At 67.4% G+C, this 20,273-nt stretch carries 19 protein-coding genes; 13 read left to right on the top strand and 6 right to left on the bottom strand.

Annotation, left to right across the window (positions count from 1 at the left end; all coding sequences use genetic code 11):
• Positions 1-74: 74 nt before the first annotated feature.
• The gene (locus BLR24_RS23235) at positions 75-1,706 is read right to left on the bottom strand and encodes a GMC family oxidoreductase (RefSeq protein WP_093021319.1); all 1,632 of its coding nucleotides are present in this window, start codon (positions 1,704-1,706) and stop codon (positions 75-77) included.
• 132 nt (positions 1,707-1,838) lie between these two features.
• Between BLR24_RS23235 and BLR24_RS23230 the strand changes: the two genes are divergently transcribed.
• The 6 genes from BLR24_RS23230 to BLR24_RS23205 all read left to right on the top strand — a co-directional run bounded on the left by BLR24_RS23230 (position 1,839) and on the right by BLR24_RS23205 (position 6,891).
• Positions 1,839-2,744 carry a LysR family transcriptional regulator gene (locus tag BLR24_RS23230; RefSeq protein WP_093021316.1) on the top strand — a complete coding sequence of 302 codons (906 nt, stop codon included), beginning with the start codon at positions 1,839-1,841 and terminating at the stop codon, positions 2,742-2,744.
• 148 nt (positions 2,745-2,892) lie between these two features.
• Entirely contained in the window at positions 2,893-4,059 is a 1,167-nt protein-coding gene (locus BLR24_RS23225; protein WP_093021313.1) for an MlaE family ABC transporter permease, read from the top strand.
• 61 nt (positions 4,060-4,120) lie between these two features.
• Entirely contained in the window at positions 4,121-4,945 is an 825-nt protein-coding gene (locus BLR24_RS23220; protein WP_093021310.1) for an ABC transporter ATP-binding protein, read from the top strand.
• Between the two features lie 14 nt (positions 4,946-4,959).
• Positions 4,960-5,931: an MlaD family protein gene (locus tag BLR24_RS23215; RefSeq protein ID WP_093021307.1), complete on the top strand. Its 972-nt coding sequence runs from the start codon at positions 4,960-4,962 to the stop codon at positions 5,929-5,931.
• A 14-nt stretch (positions 5,932-5,945) separates the two neighbouring features.
• Positions 5,946-6,620, top strand: a complete 675-nt coding sequence (locus tag BLR24_RS23210) for an ABC-type transport auxiliary lipoprotein family protein (RefSeq protein WP_093021538.1) — start codon at positions 5,946-5,948, stop codon at positions 6,618-6,620.
• 49 nt (positions 6,621-6,669) lie between these two features.
• The gene (locus BLR24_RS23205; protein ID WP_021005054.1) at positions 6,670-6,891 is read left to right on the top strand and encodes a hypothetical protein; all 222 of its coding nucleotides are present in this window, start codon (positions 6,670-6,672) and stop codon (positions 6,889-6,891) included.
• A gap of 39 nt (positions 6,892-6,930) precedes the next feature.
• Here BLR24_RS23205 and BLR24_RS23200 read toward each other — a convergent pair whose 3' ends face one another.
• On the bottom strand, positions 6,931-7,794 hold the full coding sequence (locus tag BLR24_RS23200) for an IclR family transcriptional regulator (RefSeq protein WP_093021305.1): 864 nt from the start codon (positions 7,792-7,794) through the stop codon (positions 6,931-6,933).
• 148 nt (positions 7,795-7,942) lie between these two features.
• Here BLR24_RS23200 and BLR24_RS23195 point away from each other — a divergent pair, with 148 nt between their 5' ends.
• The 5 genes from BLR24_RS23195 (at position 7,943) to fahA (ending at position 13,460) form a co-directional block, all read left to right on the top strand.
• Positions 7,943-8,902: an MBL fold metallo-hydrolase gene (locus BLR24_RS23195; RefSeq protein ID WP_093021302.1), complete on the top strand. Its 960-nt coding sequence runs from the start codon at positions 7,943-7,945 to the stop codon at positions 8,900-8,902.
• Positions 8,903-8,973: 71 nt separating this feature from the next.
• Positions 8,974-10,611, top strand: a complete 1,638-nt coding sequence (locus BLR24_RS23190) for an FAD-dependent oxidoreductase (RefSeq protein ID WP_093021299.1) — start codon at positions 8,974-8,976, stop codon at positions 10,609-10,611.
• An 8-nt stretch (positions 10,612-10,619) separates the two neighbouring features.
• Positions 10,620-10,817, top strand: a complete 198-nt coding sequence (locus BLR24_RS23185; RefSeq protein ID WP_093021536.1) for a DUF2783 domain-containing protein — start codon at positions 10,620-10,622, stop codon at positions 10,815-10,817.
• Between the two features lie 31 nt (positions 10,818-10,848).
• On the top strand, positions 10,849-12,159 hold the full coding sequence (hmgA, locus tag BLR24_RS23180) for a homogentisate 1,2-dioxygenase (RefSeq protein WP_093021296.1): 1,311 nt from the start codon (positions 10,849-10,851) through the stop codon (positions 12,157-12,159).
• Positions 12,160-12,188: 29 nt separating this feature from the next.
• The gene (fahA, locus tag BLR24_RS23175; RefSeq protein ID WP_093021293.1) at positions 12,189-13,460 is read left to right on the top strand and encodes a fumarylacetoacetase; all 1,272 of its coding nucleotides are present in this window, start codon (positions 12,189-12,191) and stop codon (positions 13,458-13,460) included.
• A gap of 133 nt (positions 13,461-13,593) precedes the next feature.
• Here fahA and mrdA read toward each other — a convergent pair whose 3' ends face one another.
• The 4 genes from mrdA to BLR24_RS23155 form a co-directional block, all read right to left on the bottom strand.
• Positions 13,594-15,561 (bottom strand): penicillin-binding protein 2, encoded by a 1,968-nt coding sequence (gene mrdA, locus BLR24_RS23170; RefSeq protein ID WP_093021290.1) that lies wholly within the window; start codon positions 15,559-15,561, stop codon positions 13,594-13,596.
• 65 nt (positions 15,562-15,626) lie between these two features.
• The gene (gene mreD, locus BLR24_RS23165) at positions 15,627-16,148 is read right to left on the bottom strand and encodes a rod shape-determining protein MreD (RefSeq protein WP_093021287.1); all 522 of its coding nucleotides are present in this window, start codon (positions 16,146-16,148) and stop codon (positions 15,627-15,629) included.
• Positions 16,145-17,146, bottom strand: a complete 1,002-nt coding sequence (gene mreC / locus BLR24_RS23160; protein WP_093021284.1) for a rod shape-determining protein MreC — start codon at positions 17,144-17,146, stop codon at positions 16,145-16,147. Before mreC ends, mreD begins: the two co-directional genes overlap by 4 nt.
• Before the next feature lie 83 nt (positions 17,147-17,229).
• Entirely contained in the window at positions 17,230-18,273 is a 1,044-nt protein-coding gene (locus BLR24_RS23155; protein WP_007833435.1) for a rod shape-determining protein, read from the bottom strand.
• Positions 18,274-18,488: 215 nt separating this feature from the next.
• Here BLR24_RS23155 and gatC point away from each other — a divergent pair, with 215 nt between their 5' ends.
• The gene (gatC, locus tag BLR24_RS23150) at positions 18,489-18,788 is read left to right on the top strand and encodes an Asp-tRNA(Asn)/Glu-tRNA(Gln) amidotransferase subunit GatC (protein ID WP_093021281.1); all 300 of its coding nucleotides are present in this window, start codon (positions 18,489-18,491) and stop codon (positions 18,786-18,788) included.
• Positions 18,785-20,272 (top strand): Asp-tRNA(Asn)/Glu-tRNA(Gln) amidotransferase subunit GatA, encoded by a 1,488-nt coding sequence (gene gatA / locus BLR24_RS23145; RefSeq protein WP_093021278.1) that lies wholly within the window; start codon positions 18,785-18,787, stop codon positions 20,270-20,272. The genes gatC and gatA overlap by 4 nt, the downstream gene beginning before the upstream one ends.
• Position 20,273 lies beyond the last annotated feature (1 nt).

The following is a 20,273-nucleotide window of genomic DNA, read 5'->3' as shown; positions in this document are numbered from 1 at the left end:
GGGAGTACCCGGTGGCCTGTGCACGCGCCCTGAACAACAGCGCCTCGAATACACAGCTCCTACAAACAAGCGCCTCAGCGGTTCTCTTCCAAAATCCACCCCGCAGCCTTCTCGGCCATCATCAACGTCGGGCTGTTCGTGTTGCCGCTCGTGATCGTAGGCATGGCACCCGCGTCGACCACCCGCAGGCCCTGCACACCGCGCACGCGCAGCTTCGAATCGAGCACCGCCATCGGGTCGCCATCGGCGCCCATCCGGGTGGTGCCGACCGGGTGGAAGATGGTGGTCGCGATGTCGCCGGCCAGGCGCGCCAGGTCCTCATCGCTCTGGTACTGCACGCCGGGCTTCCATTCCTCGGGCTTGTACTTGGCGAGTGCGGGCTGCGACGCAATGCGGCGCGTCACGCGCAGCGAATCGGCCGCCACCTTCCGGTCTTCGTCGGTGCTCAGGTAGTTGGGCGCGATGGCGGGCGCATCCTGGAAGCGGGGGCTCTTGATGCGCACGGTGCCGCGGCTCGTGGGATTCAAGTTGCACACGCTCGCGGTAAAGGCCGGAAAGCTGTGCAGCGGCTCGCCGAAGGCATCGAGCGACAGCGGCTGCACGTGGTATTCGAGGTTGGGCCACTCATGATCGGGTGAACTGCGCGTGAAGGCGCCGAGCTGGGACGGCGCCATGCTCATCGGCCCGCTGCGCTTCATCAGGTATTCGAGCCCGATCTTCGCCTTGCCGTACATCGACGAAGCCAGCACGTTGAGCGTGGGCGCGCCATTGATCTTGTAGACCGCGCGAATCTGCAGATGGTCCTGCAAGTTGGCGCCGACGCCGGGCGCGTCGAGCACCACATCGATGCCGTGCTGCCGCAGCAGCTCGGCCGGGCCGATGCCCGAAAGCTGCAGGATCTGCGGCGAGCCGATGCTGCCGGCGCAGAGCACTACCTCGCGCGTGGCGTGCGCGGTCACCATCTCGTGGCCGTCCCACACCTGCACGCCGGTGCAGCGCCGGCTGCCGTCGGGCTGGGTCTCGACGATCAGCTTGGTGACGTGCGCGTTGACCCACATCTCGAAGTTGGGCCGGCCATAGCAGACCGGCCGCAAGAAGGCCTTGGCCGTGTTCCAGCGCCAGCCGTTCTTCTGGTTGACCTGGAAGTAGCCGACGCCTTCGTTGCTGCCGCGGTTGAAGTCGGTGCTGTGCGGCACGCCGGCCTCCACGGCGGCTTCGGCAAAGGCGTCGAGGATGTCCCAGCGCAGCCGCTGCTTCTCCACACGCCATTCGCCGCCGGCACCGTGCACCTCGTCGGCGCCAAGGTAGTAGTCCTCGTGCTTCTTGAAATCGGGCAGCACGTTTTCCCAGCGCCAGGCGTCGTCGCCCGTGAGCTGCGCCCACTGGTCGTAGTCGCGCGACTGGCCGCGCATGTAGATCATGCCGTTGATGCTGGAGCAGCCGCCCAGCGTCTTGCCGCGCGGGTAGCGCAGCGTGCGCCCGTTGAGCCCCGCGTCGGGCTCGGTGCTGTAGAGCCAATCGGTGCGCGGATTGCCGATGCAATACAGGTAGCCCACCGGAATGTGGATCCAGTGGTAGTCGTCCTTGCGGCCGGCCTCGATCAGCAGCGTGCGCTGTTGCGATTTGCGGGTCAACCGGTTGCACATCAAAGCGCCTGCCGTGCCGCCACCGATGACGATGTAGTCGAATGTGTTGTCGTTGCTCATGGCGGCTGCTTGTCTCCGAGGACGATATTTTTGATACTCATGGCGCCATGAGGCGCCCCAGGCCGAAGTTTCACCAGGCCACGCTTAAAAAGCCAATGATTTCGGCGCAAGTAGTTTATAAATTGGTCTTATATGACTGCCGCCGGCTTGGACCTCCAGATCTTGCGCGCCTTCGTGCACGCGGCGCGCGAAGGCAGCGTGTCGCGCGCGGCCGAGCGGCTGCACCTCACGCAGCCGGCGGTGAGCCTGCAGCTCAAGCGCCTGGCCGAGGAAACCGGGCTCCAGCTCTTCACGCGCACGCCGCATGGGCTCGCGCTCACGGCCGACGGCGCGGCATTGCTGCCACAGGCCGAGCGCGTGCTCGCGGCCGTGGGAGACATGCAGCAGGCCGCACGCAACCTGCAGGGCACGGTGCGCGGGGCGCTGCGCATCGGCACCATCCTCGACCCGGAGTTCACCCGGCTTGGCGTGTTCCTGCGCGAACTGGTGGAGTCGGCCCCGCAGCTCGAAACCGAGCTGCGCCACGGCATGAGCGGCACTGTGCTGGCGCAGGTGCTGCGCGGCGAACTCGACGTGGGCTTTCACCTCGATGCGGATGACGGCGATGCCGCCGCGCCAGCGCCGCTCGCGGCGCGCACGCTCACCCGCTTCACCTACCGCGTGGTCGCCCCCGCGGGCTGGGGCCCGCAGGTGCTTGGCCGCGACTGGAAGGCGCTGGCGGCGCTGCCTTGGCTCGCCACGCCGCCGGAGTCCGCGCATCACCGGCTGCTGGACAAGGTGTTCGGCCCGCTCGGGCTCTCGCCGCGACGGGTGGCGCTGGTGGATCAGGAAGCCTCGATGCTCGACCTGCTGAAGTCCGGCGTGGGCCTGAGCCTCTTGCGCGACTCGATCGCCATTCGCGAGAGCCAGTCGCACGGCCTCGTGATGGCCGACCGCGTTCAGCTCGACTGCGCGCTGCGCTTCGTCTCGCTGGCGGCACGGCGCAATGAGCCCGTGATCGCGAGCGCATGGAACGCGCTGGCACGGGCCTGGCACTGACCGAAAAAAAGCCGCAAATGTTCCATCGGACGGCGTTCCGCCCTACGCAAACCGGAGGCGCAACGCACGAGGAAAGCCGATTCATCCGGTTACGATGCGCCCATCGAGACCGCCTCTTTTTTCTTACTTCGCCCTGCACCGCCGCATCATGTCCCTAGCAACTTCGACTGCCGACGCACCCGCCGCCGGCAGCGCGTTGCCGCGTGTCGAAGAACGCGAGGAGGACGGCCGCCGCTGGACCGTGGCCAGCGGCCGCTGGACCACGCTGGCCATGTCGTCGCGCCCTTCGTGGCAGGCACTTACCAGGGACCTGGCGGGCGCGCCTCCGGCTGAAGACCGCGCCTGGGATCTGCGTCCCATCGAGCAGCTCGACCACATCGGCGCGCAGTTGTTGTGGGAGCACTGGCGCCATGCCTGGCCTGCCACGCTCGAGATGTCGCCGCAGCACAAGGCGGTGCTCGACCAGGTGGCCCTGTACACCGTCGGCACGCCCGACGAGCCGCCGCCCACGCTGGCCGAGCGCCTGAAGCATTTCTCGCACACCGGTCCCCGCGCGCTGGAAATGATGCGCGATTTCGTCGGGGTGATCGGCCAGCTTGCGCTCGATGCCCTCACGCTCGTGCGCGCGCCGCACCGCGCGCCCTGGCGGGATTTTTCTGGGCATCTTTATCAGTTCGGCGCGACGGCGCTGCACATCACGGCACTTGTCGGCCTGTTGATTGGCGTGGTGCTGGCCTACCTGATCTCGCAGCAGCTGCGCCAGTACGGCGCCGAGGCCTTCGTCGTCAACATCCTCGGGCTGTCCCTGATCCGCGAGCTCGGGCCGGTGCTTGCCGCAGTGCTGATCGCGGGGCGCTCGGGCTCGGCCATCACGGCCCAGATCGGCGTGATGCGCGTGACCGAAGAGCTCGACGCCATGCGCGTGATGGGCATTCCGCATGGCTTCAGGCTGGTGATGCCGCGCGTGATGGCGCTGGCCATTGCCATGCCGCTGATCAGCCTCTGGACTTCGATGGCGGCGCTCGTGGGCGGCATGTTCGCGGCCGACGCCGCACTCGACATTTCGCCTTCGTACTTCCTGTCGGCGCTGCCGCGCGCGGTGCCGATCGCGAACCTCTGGCTCGCGCTGGCGAAGTCGGCGGTGTTCGGCATTTTGATTGCGCTGATCGGCTGCTACTTCGGCATGAAGGTGAAGCCCAACACCGAAAGCTTGGGGCGCGGCACCACCTCGTCGGTCGTGACCTCTATCACCGCGGTGATCCTGGTCGACGCGCTGTTCGCGGTGCTGTTCAAAGGCGTGGGGTTCCGGGCATGAGCCCCCGCCCGGCCGCTCCGAAGGAGGCTCGCACCGCAGTGCGAAGCGCGGAGGTATTCGAATGACCGAATCCTCAACCACTGTCGTCGTCGACATCCGCAAACTCTGGACGGTGTTCAAGAACGCCGACGGCGAGAACATCGTTCACCGCGACCTCGACCTGCACATCGAGCGCGGAGAAGTGCTCTCGCTGGTCGGCGGCTCGGGCACCGGCAAGACGGTGCTGCTGCGCCAGATCCTCGGGCTCGAAAAGCCCTCGAAGGGCATCGTCGAGGTGCTGGGCCGTGCGCCCGGCGAGCTCAGCGCCAAGGGGGCGGCCAACGTGGGCATGCTGTTCCAGCACGGCGCGCTGTTCTCGGCCTTCAGCGTGCTCGAAAACATTGCCTTTCCGCTGCGCGAGCTCAAGCTCCTGCCCGACGAGCTGATCCGCAATGCGGCGCTGGTCAAGCTGCAGATGGTGGGCCTGCAGCCCCGGCATGCCAACATGAGCCCGGCGGACTTGTCGGGCGGCATGATCAAGCGGGTGGCGCTGGCGCGCGCGCTCATCATGGACCCGCCGCTGCTGCTGCTCGACGAACCCACGGCCGGCCTCGACCCCGAATCCGCCGACAGCTTCTGCGATCTGCTGCGCGGCCTGCACCGCGAACTGGGGCTGACGGTGGTCATGGTCACGCACGACCTGGACACGCTGTTCGACCTGAGCACCCGCATCGCGGTGCTGGCCGACCACAAGGTGATCACCAGCGGATCGGCGCGCGAAGTCATCACGTATCCGCATCCGTTCATCCACGAATATTTTCTGGGAGGGCGCGGCCAGCGTGCCCTGGAGGCCCTGCATGACAAACCCGCCAAAGCCCCGCCGCCACCCGTCGGCGCGGGCCACTGAAAGGTAGCCACATCATGGAAAACAAAGCCCATGCCATCGCCGCCGGCGCCTTCGTGCTCGGCCTCATCGCCGTGCTCGTGGGGCTGGTGGTCTGGTTCACGCGCGACAACACCGTGCGCAACATCTACGAACTCTCCACCCGCGACGCGGTCAGCGGCCTGCAGCCGCAGGCCATGGTGCGTTACCGCGGCATTGCGGTCGGCAAGGTGACGTCGATCGACTTCGACCCCAAGGTGAAGGGCAACGTGCGCGTGCGCATCACCGTGGACGAGCGCGTGCCGCTCACCACCTCGAGCTTTGCCACACTGAGCTATCAGGGCGTGACCGGGCTGGCCTTCATCGCGCTGGACGACAAGGGTGAATCGAACGTCGTGCTCAAGCCCAACAACGACGATCCGCCGCGCATTCCGCTCAAGCCTTCGATGCTGGCGCAGCTGCAGGACCGTGGTGAATCGATCATCAACCAGGTCGAGGAAGTGACCAAGCGCGCCAACACGCTGCTGGGAGACGACAACCAGAAGCGGACGGCCGACGCGCTCGAAAACATTGCGGCGGCCTCGGCCAGCGCCAACACGCTCATCAAGCAGCTCGACAACACGGTGAAGACCGGGTTGAACCCCGCGCTGGCAGCGCTTCCCGAGACGATGACCACGGTGAAGAAGGCGGCCGGCGACGTCTCGCGCGTGGCCAACAACTTCAACACCACCGTGGGCCGATTGAACGCGCCGGACGGCCCGGTCGAGCGGCTGAGCGACGGCACCAAGGCGCTGGCGCAGGCGGTCGATTCCTTCAATGCCGCCACGCTGCCGCGCGTGAACCGCGTGGCCGACGACACCTCCCGCGCAGTGCGCCGGCTCGGCCGCGCAGCGGACGGCATCAACGACAACCCGCAATCGCTGCTGTTCGGCAGCGGCGGCACCGCCGCCGGGCCCGGCGAGCCTGGCTTCTCGGCGCCGCCGGCCACCAATTCCCTGGCACGCCCCTGAAGGTGATGATGACCATGAAGAACGATGCCCTTCACCCCCGCCCGCTTGCCGCCGTCTTCGTTGGCGCCGGCCTCGCGCTGCTGATCGCCGGCTGCGGCGCGCTGCCGGACAAGCCGGTGCGCGCCACGCTGTACGACTTCGGGCCCGGCATTGCCGCACCACCGGCCACGGCCGCCCAGCCGCCCGCGGCCGCATTGCCCACGCTGGCCTTGGCCGAGGTCGAGAGCAACACCCGGCTCGACGGCACGCAGATTCTTTACCGGCTCGGCTATGCCGATGCCAACGAACTGCGTCCCTACGGCCAGTCGCGCTGGAGCCTGCCGCCGGCGCAGCTGCTGCGCCAGCGGCTGCGCGATGCGCTCGCCGAACGGCGCACGGTGCTCGGCCCGGAAGAAAGCGCGACCATCGCGCGCGCCGAGGGCAAGGTGCCCGACACGCTGCGCATCTCGCTCGACGAGTTCAGCCACTATTTCGAGTCGGCCGGCAGCAGTGTCGGCCTGGTCCGGCTGCGCGCCACGCTGATCCGCGGCGGCAGCGGCGGCGACCGCGTGGTGGGCCAGCGGACCTTCACCGTACGGCATCCCGCGCCGAGCGCCAACGCGCCCGGCGGCGTCAAGGCACTGGCCGCGGCCACCGATGCGGCCGTGGCCGAGGTCGTGCAGTGGGTGGACCAGCAGGCGCGGCCGTAGGCTCGGCTCACAAGGCAAGGCGAATTTTCATCACTGGAGGAGACCCACCATGAACGCAACACGCATCATCGGCATCCTGCTCGTCGTCGCAGGCATCGCGGGACTCGGGCTCGGCGGCTTCAGTTTCACGAAGGAAACACACCAGGCCAAGCTGGGTCCGTTGGAGTTCTCGGTGAAGGAGAAGCAGCAGGTCAACTTCCCCGCCTGGGCGAGTGTGGCCGCCATCGTGGTGGGCGGCGCGCTGGTGCTGCTGGGCGGCAAGAAAGGCTGAGCCGGATCGGGACGCCCGAATCGCGGGACGGGCCCGGGGTCAGGGGCCCGATTTTCCGGAACCGTTTTTTCCGGCAGGCGCGGCGCCCAGCCGCCCGGAGACCGTGCCCGCGCAGGCCTTGAGCGCGCGTGCGATTTCGCCGTCCCAGGCGGTATCGAAGATGGCCGCCGGCCCAATGGCCGTGACCGACAGCACGATGGCCCCCGTGTGGTCGAACACCGGCGCGGCCATGGCGCTCACACCTTCGATCACCTCGCCTTCGGAACGGCTGATGCCGTGCAGCCGCACTTCCTGCAGCTGGCGCTCGAACTCGCTCCACGCTGGCAGGGGTGGTTGCGGCGGCATGCCGGCCTCAGGCGGCTCTTCGCCGGACTTGCGCTGCTTCTCGCGCCGGCCCTCTGCGTCGAGCAGCTGCCTGACCGTGTCGGCGGCGAGGTAAGCGGCAAAAATTCGGCCCGATGCCGTGTTCGTGAGCGAGAACACCGTGCCGTGCCGCATGTTCACGTGCACCGGCGAAGGCGATTCGGCCGTGCGAACGATGGTGGCGCCGCGCGCGCCCCAGACCGCGAGCGCCACCGTGTGGCCGATGCGCTGGGCCACCTCGGCGATGAGCGGCGTGGCAATGTGCACCGGGTCGGCCTGCTGCAGGCTGATGAGCCCCAGTTGCAAGGCCAGCGGGCCGAGCAGATAGTGGCCGCTGGCGCGGTCCTGCTCGATCAGGCCGAGCCGCCCGAAGCTCACCATGTAGGGATGGGCCTTGGCGGCCGTCATGTCGGCTTCCCGCGCCAGGTCTTTCAGCGCCATCGGCCGGCCGTGGTGCACCAGCGCGCGCAGCAGCTGGCCACCCACCTCGATGCTCTGGATGCCGCGCTGGGCGGCGCGGTCGGTGTCACTGGCTGTCATGGGCCCGCCTTGGCGTCTGATTGTTCGTTCATGAAGAAGGGATTAGACATTAACCGATCTGGGGCTTACACTTCGAAAATTCGTTAACCATGAATTCATTCGCTTTAGACGAATCAAAATTCACCCACCATTCGACGGAGACAGACCAATGAGCCAAGCCAAGAAGTTCGCCAGCCAGGCCGACCTGGAAGAGAAGAAGATCACCTTCAGCCAGATCTCCGAGCACGCCTGGGCCTACACCGCCGAGGGCGATCCCAACACCGGCATCGTGATCGGTGACGATTGCGTGCTGGTGGCCGACACCCAGGCCACGCCCGCCATGGCGGCCGACGTGGTGCGCCGCATCCGCGAAGTGACCGACAAGCCCATCAAGTACGTGGTGCTCACGCACTACCACGCAGTGCGCGTGCTGGGCGCGGCCGGCTACGGGGCCGAGCACATCCTTGCCAGCCAGGACACGCGCGACCTGATCGTGGAGCGCGGCGAGCAGGACAAGGCCAGCGAGATCGGCCGCTTTCCGCGCCTGTTCCAGAACGTCGAGACGGTGCCGCCGGGCCTGACCTGGCCCACCATGACCTTCACCGGCAGGATGACGCTGTGGCTGGGCAAGCTCGAGGTGCAGCTGATCCAGCTGGGCCGCGGCCACACCAAGGGCGACACGGTGGTTTGGCTGCCCGAGGAGCGCACGCTGCTGTCGGGCGACCTGGTCGAATTCGGCGCCACGCCGTATGCAGGCGATGCCTACTTCCAGGACTGGCCGCAAACGCTGGACAACATCGCCGCGCTCAAGCCGGCCGCGCTGGTGCCGGGCCGTGGCGCCGCGCTCACCACACCGGCCGAAGTGGCCGAGGGTCTGACGGGCACGCGCAACTTCATCTCCGACGTGTACGCCAGCGTGCAAGAGGGCGTGAAGGCCGGCCGCGACCTGAACACCGTCTACAAGGACACCTACGCCAAGCTCAAGCCCAAGTACAGCCAGTGGGTGATCTTCGACCACTGCATGCCGTTCGATGTGAGCCGCGCATATGACGAAGCCTCGGGCCACGCCGATCCGCGCGTGTGGACGGCGGAGCGGGACATCGAGATGTGGAAGGCGCTGGAAGGCTGATTGCCTTGCTCCCTCCATCCCAGCCTTCCCCCAAAGGGGGAAGGGGCAAGACAAAGACACGGAGACAACACGTGATCGACTACCAAAGCCTGCGCTTCGACTACAAGCGCCACGCCGACCAGGACGCGGCCACGCCCGTGCGCCACCCTGTGGTGATCGTCGGCGCCGGACCGGTCGGCCTCGCGCTGGCCATCGACCTGGCGCAGCGCGAAATTCCGGTGGTGCTGCTCGACAACGACAACACCCTCTCCAGCGGGTCGCGCGCCATCTGCTTTGCCAAGCGCACGCTCGAGGTGTTCGACCGCCTCGGCTGCGGCGACCGCATGGTCGACAAGGGCGTGTCGTGGCATGTGGGCAAGGTGTTCTTCCACGACGAACAGGTCTATCGCTTCGACCTGCTGCCCGAGCCCGGCCACGAGCGCCCGGCGTTCATCAACCTGCAGCAGTATTACGTCGAAGGCTATCTCGTCGAACGCGCCGCGGCGCTGCCGCTGACCGACCTGCGCTGGAACAACAAGGTCGTCGGCATTGCACAGAACGGCGGTGCTGCGGTGCTCACGGTGGAGACGCCCGAGGGCAGCTACCAGCTGGCGGCCGATTACGTTGGCGCCTGCGACGGCTCGCGCTCCAACCTGCGACAGCTGATGGGCCTAGAAGCCAAAGGCCGCGTGTTCCGCGACCGCTTCCTGATTGCCGACATCACGATGGATGCGGACTTGCCTACAGAGCGCCGCTTCTGGTTCAACCCGTCGTTCCACCCCGGCCAGAGCGTGCTGCTGCACAAGCAGGCCGACGGCATGTGGCGCGTCGACTTCCAGCTCGGCTGGGACGCCGATCCGGTGGAAGAACGCAAGCCCGAGAACATCACGCCGCGTGTGCGCGCGCTGCTCGACAGCATCGGCTTCGAGGGTGTGCAGTTCCAGATCGGCTGGGCCAGTGTCTACACCTTTGCTTGCCAGCGCATGGAGCACTTCCGCCATGGCCGAGTGCTGTTCGCGGGCGACTCGGCGCATGGCGTGTCGCCGTTCGGCGCGCGCGGCGCCAACTCGGGTGTGCAGGACGCCGACAACCTTGCGTGGAAACTCGCCGCCGTGCTCGAGGGTGACGCGCCCGATGCGCTGCTCGACAGCTACGCGAGCGAGCGCGAATACGCGGCCGACGAGAACATCCGCAACTCCACACGCGCCACCGACTTCATCACGCCCAAGAGCGAAGTGAGCCGCCTGTTCCGCGACGCAGTGCTGGAGCTCACCAAGCGCCATGCCTTCGCACGCACGCTGGTCAACAGCGGGCGGCTTTCAGTGCCCGCAGTGCTGCACGACTCGCCGCTCAACACGCCCGATGCCGATGTGTTCAAGGGTGCGATGGTGCCGGGCGCCGCAGCGGCCGATGCACCGCTCGTGCAGGCCGACGGCAGCACCGGCTGGCTGCTGCGCGAATGCCACGCGCTGCGGTTCACCGCACTGGTGTTCGGCCAGGGCGAGGCGGCCGAGCGCAGCCTGCAGGCACTGAAGGCATGCGACTTTCCGCTGCACATCGTGCGCGTGCAAGGCGCATCGCCCGAAGGCGAACTTGCCACGCAGCGCTACGACGCGCAACCCGGCACCGTGTACCTGCTGCGGCCCGACCAGCATGTGTGTGCGCGCTGGCGGCGTCCCACGGCCGAGAACATTCGCGCCGCCATCGACCACGCGTTGGCGAAGACTTGAGCACCACCATGCAACAGCATCAACAACACCTGAACACGGCGCCGAACCTCGAAGCGCCTGATGATTTCTACGAAGCGCTGATCGAGGCGCATCAAGGCCTTTCCACTGAAGAGAGCAATGCCTACAACGCGCGCCTCGTGCTGGTGCTGGCCAACCACATTGGCTCGCTCACCGTGCTGCGCGAAGCACTCGACGCGGCGAAGTAACCCATCCAAACAGCCATCTCATGAGGACACCATGACCACCGCAACCCCCGCCACCGAACGGCTCTATCAAAGCGGCTTCGGCAACGAGTACGCCAGCGAGGCCGTCGCGGGCGCCCTGCCGCAGGGCCGCAACAACCCGCAGCGCGCGCCCTTCGACCTGTACACCGAATTGCTTTCGGGTACTGCCTTTACCGCGCCGCGCCGCGAGAACCGCCGGACCTGGCTGTACCGCCGCCAGCCCTCGGTGGTGTCGGGCCGCTACCAGCAGTACGCGCAGGCGCACTGGACCACCGGCGCCGACCGCGAGATCGCGCTGCCGCCCGAGCCGCTGCGCTGGAATCCGCTGCCGCTGGACGGCGCGGCCGAGGCCGACTTCATCGACGGCATGCACACGATCGCGGCCAACGGCGACGCCGAAGCGCAGGTGGGCATCGGCTCGCTCATGTACCTGGCGGGCCGCTCGATGGAGCGCCGCGCTTTTGTCAACGCCGACGGCGAGATGCTCGTCGTGCCGCAGCAGGGCCGCCTCGTGATCACGACCGAGCTCGGCGTGCTGGACGTCAAGCCCGGCGAAATCGCGCTGCTGCCGCGCGGCATGGCGTTCAAGGTGGCGCTGCCGGACGGACTCTCCCGCGGCTATGTCTGCGAGAACTACGGCGCACATTTCCGCCTGCCCGAACTCGGGCCCATCGGCTCCAACGGCCTGGCCAACGCGCGCGACTTCCAGGCGCCCGTGGCGGCCTTCGAGGACGGCGGCGGCGCCTACGAACTCGTCAAAAAATTTGGTGGCCGCTTCTGGAAAGCACCGGCGAAGCAGTCGCCTTTCAACGTGGTCGCATGGCACGGCAACCTGGCGCCGGTGAAGTACGACACGGCCAATTTCATGGTCATCGGCTCGATCAGCTTCGACCATCCCGATCCGTCGATCTTCACCGTGCTGACCTCGCCCACCGACACGCCCGGCACCGCGAACTGCGACTTCGTGATCTTCCCGCCGCGCTGGATGGTGATGGAGAACACCTTCCGTCCGCCATGGTTCCACCGCAACCTCATGAGCGAATTCATGGGCCTGGTGCTGGGCGAATACGACGCCAAGCCGGGCGGCTTCAAGCCCGGCGGCGCGAGCCTGCACAACTGCATGGTGCCGCACGGACCGGACGAGGAAGCCTTCGACAAGGCCGCGCATTCCGACCTGAAGCCGCACAAGCTGGACAACACGCTGGCCTTCATGTTCGAGAGCCGCTTGCGCTTCATTCCGACCAACTTTGCGCTCCAGAGCCCCGCGCTCGATACCGACTATGCGGACTGCTGGGCTGGCCTCCAGGACCAGTTCAAGCCGTGATCTCGTTGGACACTCACAGAAAGACATTCATGACCACCGCATTGAACGCCACCCATGACCCCAAGCTGCGCAGCTGGGTTGCTTCGGCCAACGAGCCCGGCTGCGACTTTCCGATCCAGAACCTGCCCTTTGGCCGCTTCCGCGCGGCGGGCACCGAGGAAGGCTATCGCATCGGGGTTGCCATCGGCGACCAGGTGCTCGACCTCCGTGCCGCAGGCCTGGCCGACACCGACGACATGAACGCGCTGATGAGCGCCAGCGCGAAGGACCGCCAGGCCCTGCGCGCCGCCCTCTCCGCCGGCCTCGCCGAAGGCAGCGGCAAAGAGGCCGCATGGTCGAAGGCGCTGCTGCCGCAGGCCAAGGCCGAGATGACCGTGCCCTGCCGCATCGGCGACTACACCGACTTCTACACCGGCATCCATCACGCGACCACCATCGGCAAGCTGTTCCGTCCCGACCAGCCGCTGATGCCCAACTACAAGTGGGTGCCCATCGGCTATCACGGCCGCGCCTCGTCCATCGGCGTGAGCGGCCAGGTCTTCAAGCGCCCGCAGGGGCAGACCAAGGCGCCGGATGCGGCCGAGCCCAGCTTCGGCCCGTCGAAGCGGCTCGACTACGAACTGGAGCTTGGCTTCTTTGTCGGCCGCGGCAATGCGCTCGGCGAGCCGATTGCGATTGGTGAAGCCGAAGACCATCTGTTCGGCGTGGCCCTGCTTAACGACTGGTCGGCGCGCGACCTGCAGGCCTGGGAATACCAGCCGCTCGGGCCGTTCCTCTCGAAGAACTTCGCGAGCACACTCTCCCCGTGGATCGTGACGATGGAAGCGTTGGCGCCATTCCGCGCCAGGTTCGAGCGCCAGGCGGGAGACCCGCAGCCGCTGCCGTACCTCGATGCATCCTCCAACCGCGAAAGCGGCGCGCTCGACATCACGCTCGAGGTGCTGCTGCAGACCGCAAAGATGCACGCTGCGGGCGAAGCCCCCGTGCGCCTCACGCGCGGCAACACCACCGAGGCCGCCTACTGGACCGCCGCGCAGCTCGTCACGCATCACACGGTGAACGGCTGCAACCTGCAACCCGGCGACATGCTGGGCTCGGGCACGCTCTCGGGCCCCAAGCCCGACGAGGCCGGTTCGCTGATAGAGCTCACACTGGGCGGCAAGCAGGCGATCACCTTGCCCAACGGCGAGAAGCGCACCTTTCTCGAAGACGGCGACACGCTGATCATGCGCGGCTACTGCGAGCGCGCGGGGGCGGTGCGTATCGGGTTGGGGGAAGTCAGCGGCACGGTGGCGGCCTGAGGCTTTCGGTGCTGTCCCCTCTCCCTCCGGGAGAGGGCTAGGGTGAGGGCAGCGGCCATCGTATGGGCGCCGCGCTTCATCGGCGGCACAGTGCCCTCACCCCAACCCTCTCCCAGAGGGAGAGGGAGCAAGATCAGGGTGCCGTTGCAGCGGTGGCGGCCGCCGGCCACGCCACTTCGCTGGCCACGCGCGGCTTGCCCATGGGGGCGGCGGCCTTGCCGACCTTGATGGCGGCCATGTCGGCTTCGCTCGGGTACTGGTCCAGCAGCCAGTAGTCGAACACGCGGCGCGCGATGGGTGCCGCGGCACCGGCGCCCCAGCCAGCGTTCTCGACGATCACCGCCAGGGCGATCTTCGGATCGTTGACCGGCGCAAAAGCCATGAACAAGGCGTGGTCACGCTGGTGCTCCTCGAGCGCGCGCGCGTTGTATTTGGTGTTCTGCGCCTGCGTCACGGCCTGCGCGGTGCCCGTCTTGCCGGCCGCCTGGTAGCTGGCGCCAGCGAACACGCCGCGCGCCGTACCGCTGGTGACCACGCTGGTGAGGCCCTCCCGAACGACCGCAACGTTGGCTGCGGTGTAGCCGAGGTTCTCGGCCGGTGGCTGCGGCACCTGCGCCACCTGCCCGCTCACCGTATTGCGCGTGGCCAGCACCAGATGCGGCTTGTGCTTCATGCCGCCGTCGGCCACGATGGCCGTGGCCTGCGCCAGTTGCAGCATGGTGAAGGCGTTGTAGCCCTGGCCGATGCCCAGCGAAATGGTTTCACCCGCATACCACTTCTTCTGCTCGGGCCGCTTGTAGGCGTTGCGCTTCCACTCGGTGCTGGGCAGCACGCCGCGCACCTCGCCGCCCAGGTCGATGCCGGTGATCTGGCCGAAGCCCATCGGCTTCATGAAGTCGTGGATCAGGTCCACGCCCATCTCGTTAGCCAGCGAGTAGTAGTAGATGTTGCTCGACAGCTGGATGGAGCGCCGCATGTCGACGCCGCCGATGTTGCCTTCGGGGCTGCCGAAGCGGTGCCCGCCGAAGTTGAAGTACCCGGGGTCGTTCACCACCACGTTCGGGCCGCGCTTGCCGGTTTGCAGCGCGGCCAGCGCCATGAAGGGCTTGTAGGTCGAGCCGGGTGGGTAGGTGCCCCGCAGGGCGCGGTTGAGCAGCGGCTTGTCCAGCGATTCGCTGAGCTCTTTCCAGCTTTCGGTGTCGATGCCTTCGACGAACAGGTTGGGGTCGAAGGTCGGCTTGCTCACGAAGGCCAGCACCTCGCCGGTCTTGGGATCGATGGCAACAAGCGCACCGCGGCGGTCGCCGAACATGTCTTCCACCAGCTTCTGCAGCTTGATGTCGAGCGACAGCATCACCGTGTTGCCCGGCGTGGCCGGATGGCTCGCGAGCCGGCGCACCGCGCGGCCGCCGGCCGAGGTTTCCATCTGCTCGACGCCGGTCTGGCCGTGCAGCGTCTTCTCGTAGCTTTGCTCGATGCCGAGCTTGCCGATGTAGTCGGTGCCCTTGTAGTTGGCCTGGTCTTCCTCGGCCCAGTCTTCCATCGCGGTCTTCTCGCGCTGGTTGATGCGGCCGATGTAGCCCAGCACGTGCGAGGCGATCTCGGCATGCGGGTAGTTGCGGAACAGCCGCGCCTTGATCTCCACGCCGGGAAAGCGGTAGCGCTGCGCCGCGAAGCGCGCCACCTCCTCGTCGCTCAGGCGGGTGCGGATCGGAATGGAGTCGAAGCTGCGGGAGTCCTCGCGCAGCCGCTTGAAGCGGCGTCGGTCGCGCGGCGAGACCTCGAGCACCTGTGTGAGGCTGTCGATGGTTTCCTCGACATCGCCCACCTTGGAGGGCGTGATCTCCAGCGTGTAGGCCGAATAGTTCGAGGCCAGCACGATGCCGTTGCGGTCGAGGATGAGGCCGCGGTTCGGCACCACGGGCACGATGGCCGTGCGGTTGCTCTCGGCCTGTTCGGCCAGGTCTTCATGCCGCACCACCTGCAGGTACACCAGCCGCGCGCCCAGCAGGCTGAAAGCGAATAGCACCACCATGCCGATCACGATCACGCGGCGCTTGAAGCGTGCGAGGTCGGCGGCGACGTTGCGGATCTCGGTCATGGCGGCGTGAGCTTAGGCGCGTGCAAGTGCGATGGCAAATGCGATGGCAGATGCGAGCTTTGGCTTTAGAGGGGACGGTTCTCGTCGGGTTCCGGGGTGCGGCGTTGCGGGGCAAGCAGCAGCGCGGTCGCCAAGGGCCACAGCACGGCTTCGATCGCCGGGGAAATCAACACCGTCCAGCCCGGAAACACACCGCCGCCCACCAGGCGCGTGACGACCTCGATCAGCTGCGAAACCGCGAAGAGCGGCAGCACCTGCAGCGCCTGCGACAACACCGGATACCAGAGCAGGCGCCGGTGGATGGTGATCGCGAAGAAGCCCAGCGTGGTGTAGGACAGCGCATGCTGGCCCAGCATGGAAGCCTGGTGCACGTCCATGCACAAGCCGAACACGAAGGCCGCGCCAATGCCCACACGCATCGGCTGGTGCACGCCCCAGAACACGATGGCCAGGGCCAGCAGGTCGGGCATCCATGCGGCCCGGCCGATCGGGATCATGTTGATGAGCAGCGCCACCACGAGGCTCGCCCACATGAACAGCGGGCTCACGGGCAGCAGGAGCTGCTGTTGTCCGGGGCGCTTGATCATCGGGCGCGCTCCGCGGGTTTCTTCTCGGCCTTGTCGCCCTTGTCGCCCTTGTCGCCCTTGTCGCCCTTGTCTGCCTTGGCGGCCTTGGCCTCGGACTTCTTGCGCACCGCGGCGGCGGGCGCCGCGGGCGGCGGTGCCGAGGGCGTGCCCGTGGGCGCCAGCACCAGCACGTAGCGCGCGGCCGTCACGCGGGCCAGCGGCACGCAGTAGATGCGCGCAAAGGCGGAGTCTGCGCGCCGTTCGATGCGCTCGATCTTCGCCACCGGCAGGCCCGGCGGATAGACGCCGTCGACACCGCTGGTAGAGAGCAGGTCGCCCTCCTGCAGGTCGGCATTGGCGGCCATGAAGCGCAGCTCGAGGCCACCTCCATGTGCCGACGCGTCGCCGAAGGCCACGCTGCGCACGCCGGTGCGGGTGTTCTGCACCGGGATCGAAAGATCGCGGTCGATCACCAGCGTGATTTCGCTGGTGAAAGGCAGCACCTGCGTCACCTGGCCGAGCACGCCGTGCGCGTCGATCACGGGCGAGCCAGGCGCCACGCCCTGCGTGAGCCCCTGGTCGATGACGATCTTGCGCGTGTACGGATCGGCCGCGTCATAGAGCACCTCGGCCGCGCGGCCCGGCGCCTGAGTGGTCTGGCGCAGTTCGAGCAGCGCGCGCAGCCGCGCGTTGTCCTGCGCCAGCGTGTCGGCCTGGCTCGCGCGTTCGGCCTGCTGCATGAGCGCCTTGCGGGCCTCGTCCTCGTTGCGCTGCGCGGTCTGGAGGTCTTCGAGATAGCGGCCGCCGCCGACCGCCAGCTGCACCGGCTTGAGCGCCACCCATTGCACCGGGTAGAGCACCGCGCCGACGGCCGCACGAAGGGGCTGCACGAGATGGAAGCGCGCGTCGGCCACCATCAGGAACAGCGCCAGCGCGCCGAAGAAGATCAGCTTGCTCAGCGCCGACTGCCCCTGGTTGAACAGGGGCGGGGCTGTGCGATCGAGCGTGCCCAAGGGCATGGTTCAAGCCTGGCCGTGCAACGTCAGATGGCAAAAAGGCCGGCCTGCGGAAGCAGAGCCGGCCGATGATGGCGGTGGCGCATTCACTCGCTCGTGAAGATGCTTCCCAAGCGGTCCATGCGCTCGAGGGCAATGCCGCAACCGCGCACCACGCAGGTCAGCGGGTCTTCGGCCACCAGCACCGGCAGCCCGGTTTCCTCGGCCAGCAGGCGGTCGAGGTCGCGCAGCAGGGCGCCGCCGCCGGTCAGCATCATGCCGCGCTCGGCGATGTCGGCGCCGAGTTCGGGCGGGGTCTGTTCCAGCGCGTTCTTCACGGCCGAGACGATGTTGTTGAGCGGATCGGTCAGGGCTTCCAGCACTTCGTTGCTGCTGATGGTGAAGCTGCGCGGCACGCCTTCGGACAGGTTGCGGCCCTTGACTTCCATCTCCTTGACCTCGGAGCCCGGGAATGCCGAGCCGATGTTCTTCTTGATGACTTCGGCAGTCGGCTCGCCGATCAGCATGCCGTAGTTGCGGCGGATGTAGTTGATGATGGCTTCGTCGAAGCGGTCGCCGCCGACGCGCACGGAGCCCTTGTAGACCATGCCGCCCAGGCTGATGACGCCCACCTCGGTGGTGCCGCCGCCGATGTCGACCACCATCGATCCCGACGCCTCGCTCACGGGCAGGCCGGCGCCGATGGCCGCGGCCATGGGTTCTTCGATGAGGTAGACGGAAGTCGCACCGGCCGCTTCGGCCGCGTCCTTGATGGCGCGGCGCTCGACCTGCGTGGAGCCGCAGGGCACGCAGATGATGATGCGCGGGCTCGGCGTGAGCAGCGTGCGCGGGTGCACCATCTTGATGAACTGCTTGATCATCTGCTCGGTGATCACGAAGTCGGCAATCACGCCGTCCTTCATCGGGCGGATCGCCTCGATGTTGCCGGGCACCTTGCCCAGCATGGCCTTGGCCTCGCGGCCGACGGCCTGGATCACCTTCTTGCCATGGGGGCCGCCTTCGTGGCGGATGGCGACCACCGAGGGTTCGTCCAGCACGATGCCTTTGTTGCGGGCAAATATCAGTGTGTTGGCGGTGCCGAGGTCGATCGCAAGGTCGGTGGAAAAGTACCGACGGAAAGCTCCAAACATGTGCGGAATCCTCTGGAGCACGGCCTGCGCGTCGGCAGGTCGTCGCTCTGTTTTTGGGTCGTGTGACGGGGTGTATTGATCGTTTTTGGCGCAAAAGCCGGCGCGTTCGCGGGGGTTGCGGCAAAGGCGGGATAATACCCGAATCCCCTCTGGAATCCCGTGTCAGCACCCCGTCCGGCGTGCATTACCTCCGGTTTTTTTGGCCGGTTTCATCCATGTCCCTTTCCGCTTCAGATATTGCACGCATTGCCTCGCTGGCACGGCTGCAGCTTGCACCCGACGAAAGCGAGCGCATGCTCAGCCAGATCAATGGCTTTTTTGACCTGGTCGAGCGCATGCGCTCGGTCGACACCACCGGCGTCGAGCCGCTGGCCCACCCGGTGGCGGCCGTCCAGGACGTCACGCTGCGCCTGCGCGACGACGTGGTGAGCGAACCCGACAACCGCGAAGCCAACCAGAAGAGCGCCCCGGCCGTCGAAGCCGGACTGTTCCTCGTGCCGAAAGTGATTGAATGAGCGGCGAATTGCACCAGATGGGCGTGGTCAGCCTCGCCAAGGCATTGGCCGAGCGCAAGGTTTCCGCCATCGAGACCGCGCAGGTTTTCCTCGGCCGCATGAAGGCGCACGAATCGCTTGGTACTTTTGTAGACGTGAACGAAGAAGTCACGCTGGCCCAGGCTCGCGCGGCCGACGCCCAGATCGCCAAGGGCAATGCGCCCGCGCTGGCCGGCGTGCCGATCGCGCACAAGGACATTTTCGTCACCACCGACTTCGCCACCACCGCCGGCTCGAAGATGCTCGCGGGCTACCGCTCGCCCTTCGACGCGACCGTGGTGCGCCGGCTGGCCGAGGCCGGCGCGGTCACGCTCGGCAAGCTGAGCTGCGACGAATTCGCGATGGGCTCGGCCAACGAGAACGTCGCCGTGCCCGCTGTGGGCCACGACAAGGCCGTGCCGGTGCGGAACCCCTGGAACCGCGACCGCATTCCGGGCGGCTCCTCGGGCGCCAGCGCGGCCGCCGTGGCGGCGCGCCTCGCGCCCGCTGCCACCGGCACCGACACCGGCGGCTCGATCCGCCAGCCGGCCTCGTTCTGCGGCGTCACGGGCATCAAGCCCACCTACGGCCGCGCCTCGCGCTACGGCATGGTGGCTTTCGCATCGAGCCTCGACCAGGCCGGCCCGATGGCCCGCTCGGCCGAAGACTGCGCGCTGCTGCTGTCGGCCTTCTGCGGACCCGACCTGGACCGCGACTCGACCTCGCTCGACAAGCCCGCCGAGAACTTCGGCCGCTCGCTCGGCGATTCGCTCGAGGGCCTGCGCATCGGCGTGCCGAAGGAATTCTTCGGCGAAGGCGTGGCGCCCGGCGTGCGCGCCGCCATCGATTCGGCGCTCGCGCAATACGAGAAGCTCGGCGCGAAGCGCGTCGAAGTCACGCTGCCGCTCACCGAGCTGTCGATTCCGGTGTATTACATCCTGGCCGCGGCCGAAGCCTCGAGCAATCTGAGCCGCTTCGACGGCGTCAAGTTCGGCCACCGCGCCAGGCAGTACAAGGACCTGGCCGACATGTACGAGCGCACGCGCGCCGAAGGCTTCGGCGACGAGGTGAAGCGCCGCATCATGATCGGCACCTACGTACTCTCGCACGGCTACTACGACGCGTACTACCTGCAGGCGCAAAAGGTGCGCCGCATCATCGCCGACGATTTCCAGCAGGCCTTCAAGCAGTGCGACGTGATCGCCGGCCCCGCCGCGCCGACCACCGCCTGGAAGATCGGCGAACACGGCGGCGATCCGGTGGCCGACTACCTGGCCGACATCTTCACGCTGCCCGCGTCGCTGGCCGGCCTTCCCGGCATGAGCGTACCTGCTGGCTTCGACAGCGGTATGCCCGTGGGCCTGCAACTGATCGGCAACTACTACGGCGAAGCCAAGCTGCTGAACGCGGCCCACCGCTTCCAGCAGGCCACCGACTGGCACACGCGCACGCCGGAGGGCTTTTGAG

This window comes from Variovorax sp. OV700, assembly GCF_900099805.1.
Lineage (GTDB): Bacteria > Pseudomonadota > Gammaproteobacteria > Burkholderiales > Burkholderiaceae_C > Variovorax.
Note: the sequence above shows the minus strand (reverse complement) of the source record. Positions and strands in the feature narration are given on the sequence as shown.

Bases quoted from the DNA above. Each gene is read 5' to 3' on its own strand.
- BLR24_RS23235 (WP_093021319.1), bottom strand. From the start codon at position 1,706: ATGAGCAACGACAACACATTCGACTACATCGTCATCGGTGGCGGCACG.
- BLR24_RS23220 (WP_093021310.1), top strand. From the start codon at position 4,121: ATGACCGAATCCTCAACCACTGTCGTCGTCGACATCCGCAAACTCTGG.
- BLR24_RS23215 (WP_093021307.1), top strand. From the start codon at position 4,960: ATGGAAAACAAAGCCCATGCCATCGCCGCCGGCGCCTTCGTGCTCGGC.
- fahA (WP_093021293.1), top strand. From the start codon at position 12,189: ATGACCACCGCATTGAACGCCACCCATGACCCCAAGCTGCGCAGCTGG.
- BLR24_RS23210 (WP_093021538.1), top strand. From the start codon at position 5,946: ATGAAGAACGATGCCCTTCACCCCCGCCCGCTTGCCGCCGTCTTCGTT.
- BLR24_RS23230 (WP_093021316.1), top strand. From the start codon at position 1,839: ATGACTGCCGCCGGCTTGGACCTCCAGATCTTGCGCGCCTTCGTGCAC.
- mrdA (WP_093021290.1), bottom strand. From the start codon at position 15,561: ATGACCGAGATCCGCAACGTCGCCGCCGACCTCGCACGCTTCAAGCGC.
- gatC (WP_093021281.1), top strand. From the start codon at position 18,489: ATGTCCCTTTCCGCTTCAGATATTGCACGCATTGCCTCGCTGGCACGG.
- BLR24_RS23225 (WP_093021313.1), top strand. From the start codon at position 2,893: ATGTCCCTAGCAACTTCGACTGCCGACGCACCCGCCGCCGGCAGCGCG.
- BLR24_RS23200 (WP_093021305.1), bottom strand. From the start codon at position 7,794: ATGACAGCCAGTGACACCGACCGCGCCGCCCAGCGCGGCATCCAGAGC.
- hmgA (WP_093021296.1), top strand. From the start codon at position 10,849: ATGACCACCGCAACCCCCGCCACCGAACGGCTCTATCAAAGCGGCTTC.
- BLR24_RS23195 (WP_093021302.1), top strand. From the start codon at position 7,943: ATGAGCCAAGCCAAGAAGTTCGCCAGCCAGGCCGACCTGGAAGAGAAG.
- BLR24_RS23205 (WP_021005054.1), top strand. From the start codon at position 6,670: ATGAACGCAACACGCATCATCGGCATCCTGCTCGTCGTCGCAGGCATC.
- BLR24_RS23185 (WP_093021536.1), top strand. From the start codon at position 10,620: ATGCAACAGCATCAACAACACCTGAACACGGCGCCGAACCTCGAAGCG.
- gatA (WP_093021278.1), top strand. From the start codon at position 18,785: ATGAGCGGCGAATTGCACCAGATGGGCGTGGTCAGCCTCGCCAAGGCA.
- mreC (WP_093021284.1), bottom strand. From the start codon at position 17,146: ATGCCCTTGGGCACGCTCGATCGCACAGCCCCGCCCCTGTTCAACCAG.
- BLR24_RS23155 (WP_007833435.1), bottom strand. From the start codon at position 18,273: ATGTTTGGAGCTTTCCGTCGGTACTTTTCCACCGACCTTGCGATCGAC.
- mreD (WP_093021287.1), bottom strand. From the start codon at position 16,148: ATGATCAAGCGCCCCGGACAACAGCAGCTCCTGCTGCCCGTGAGCCCG.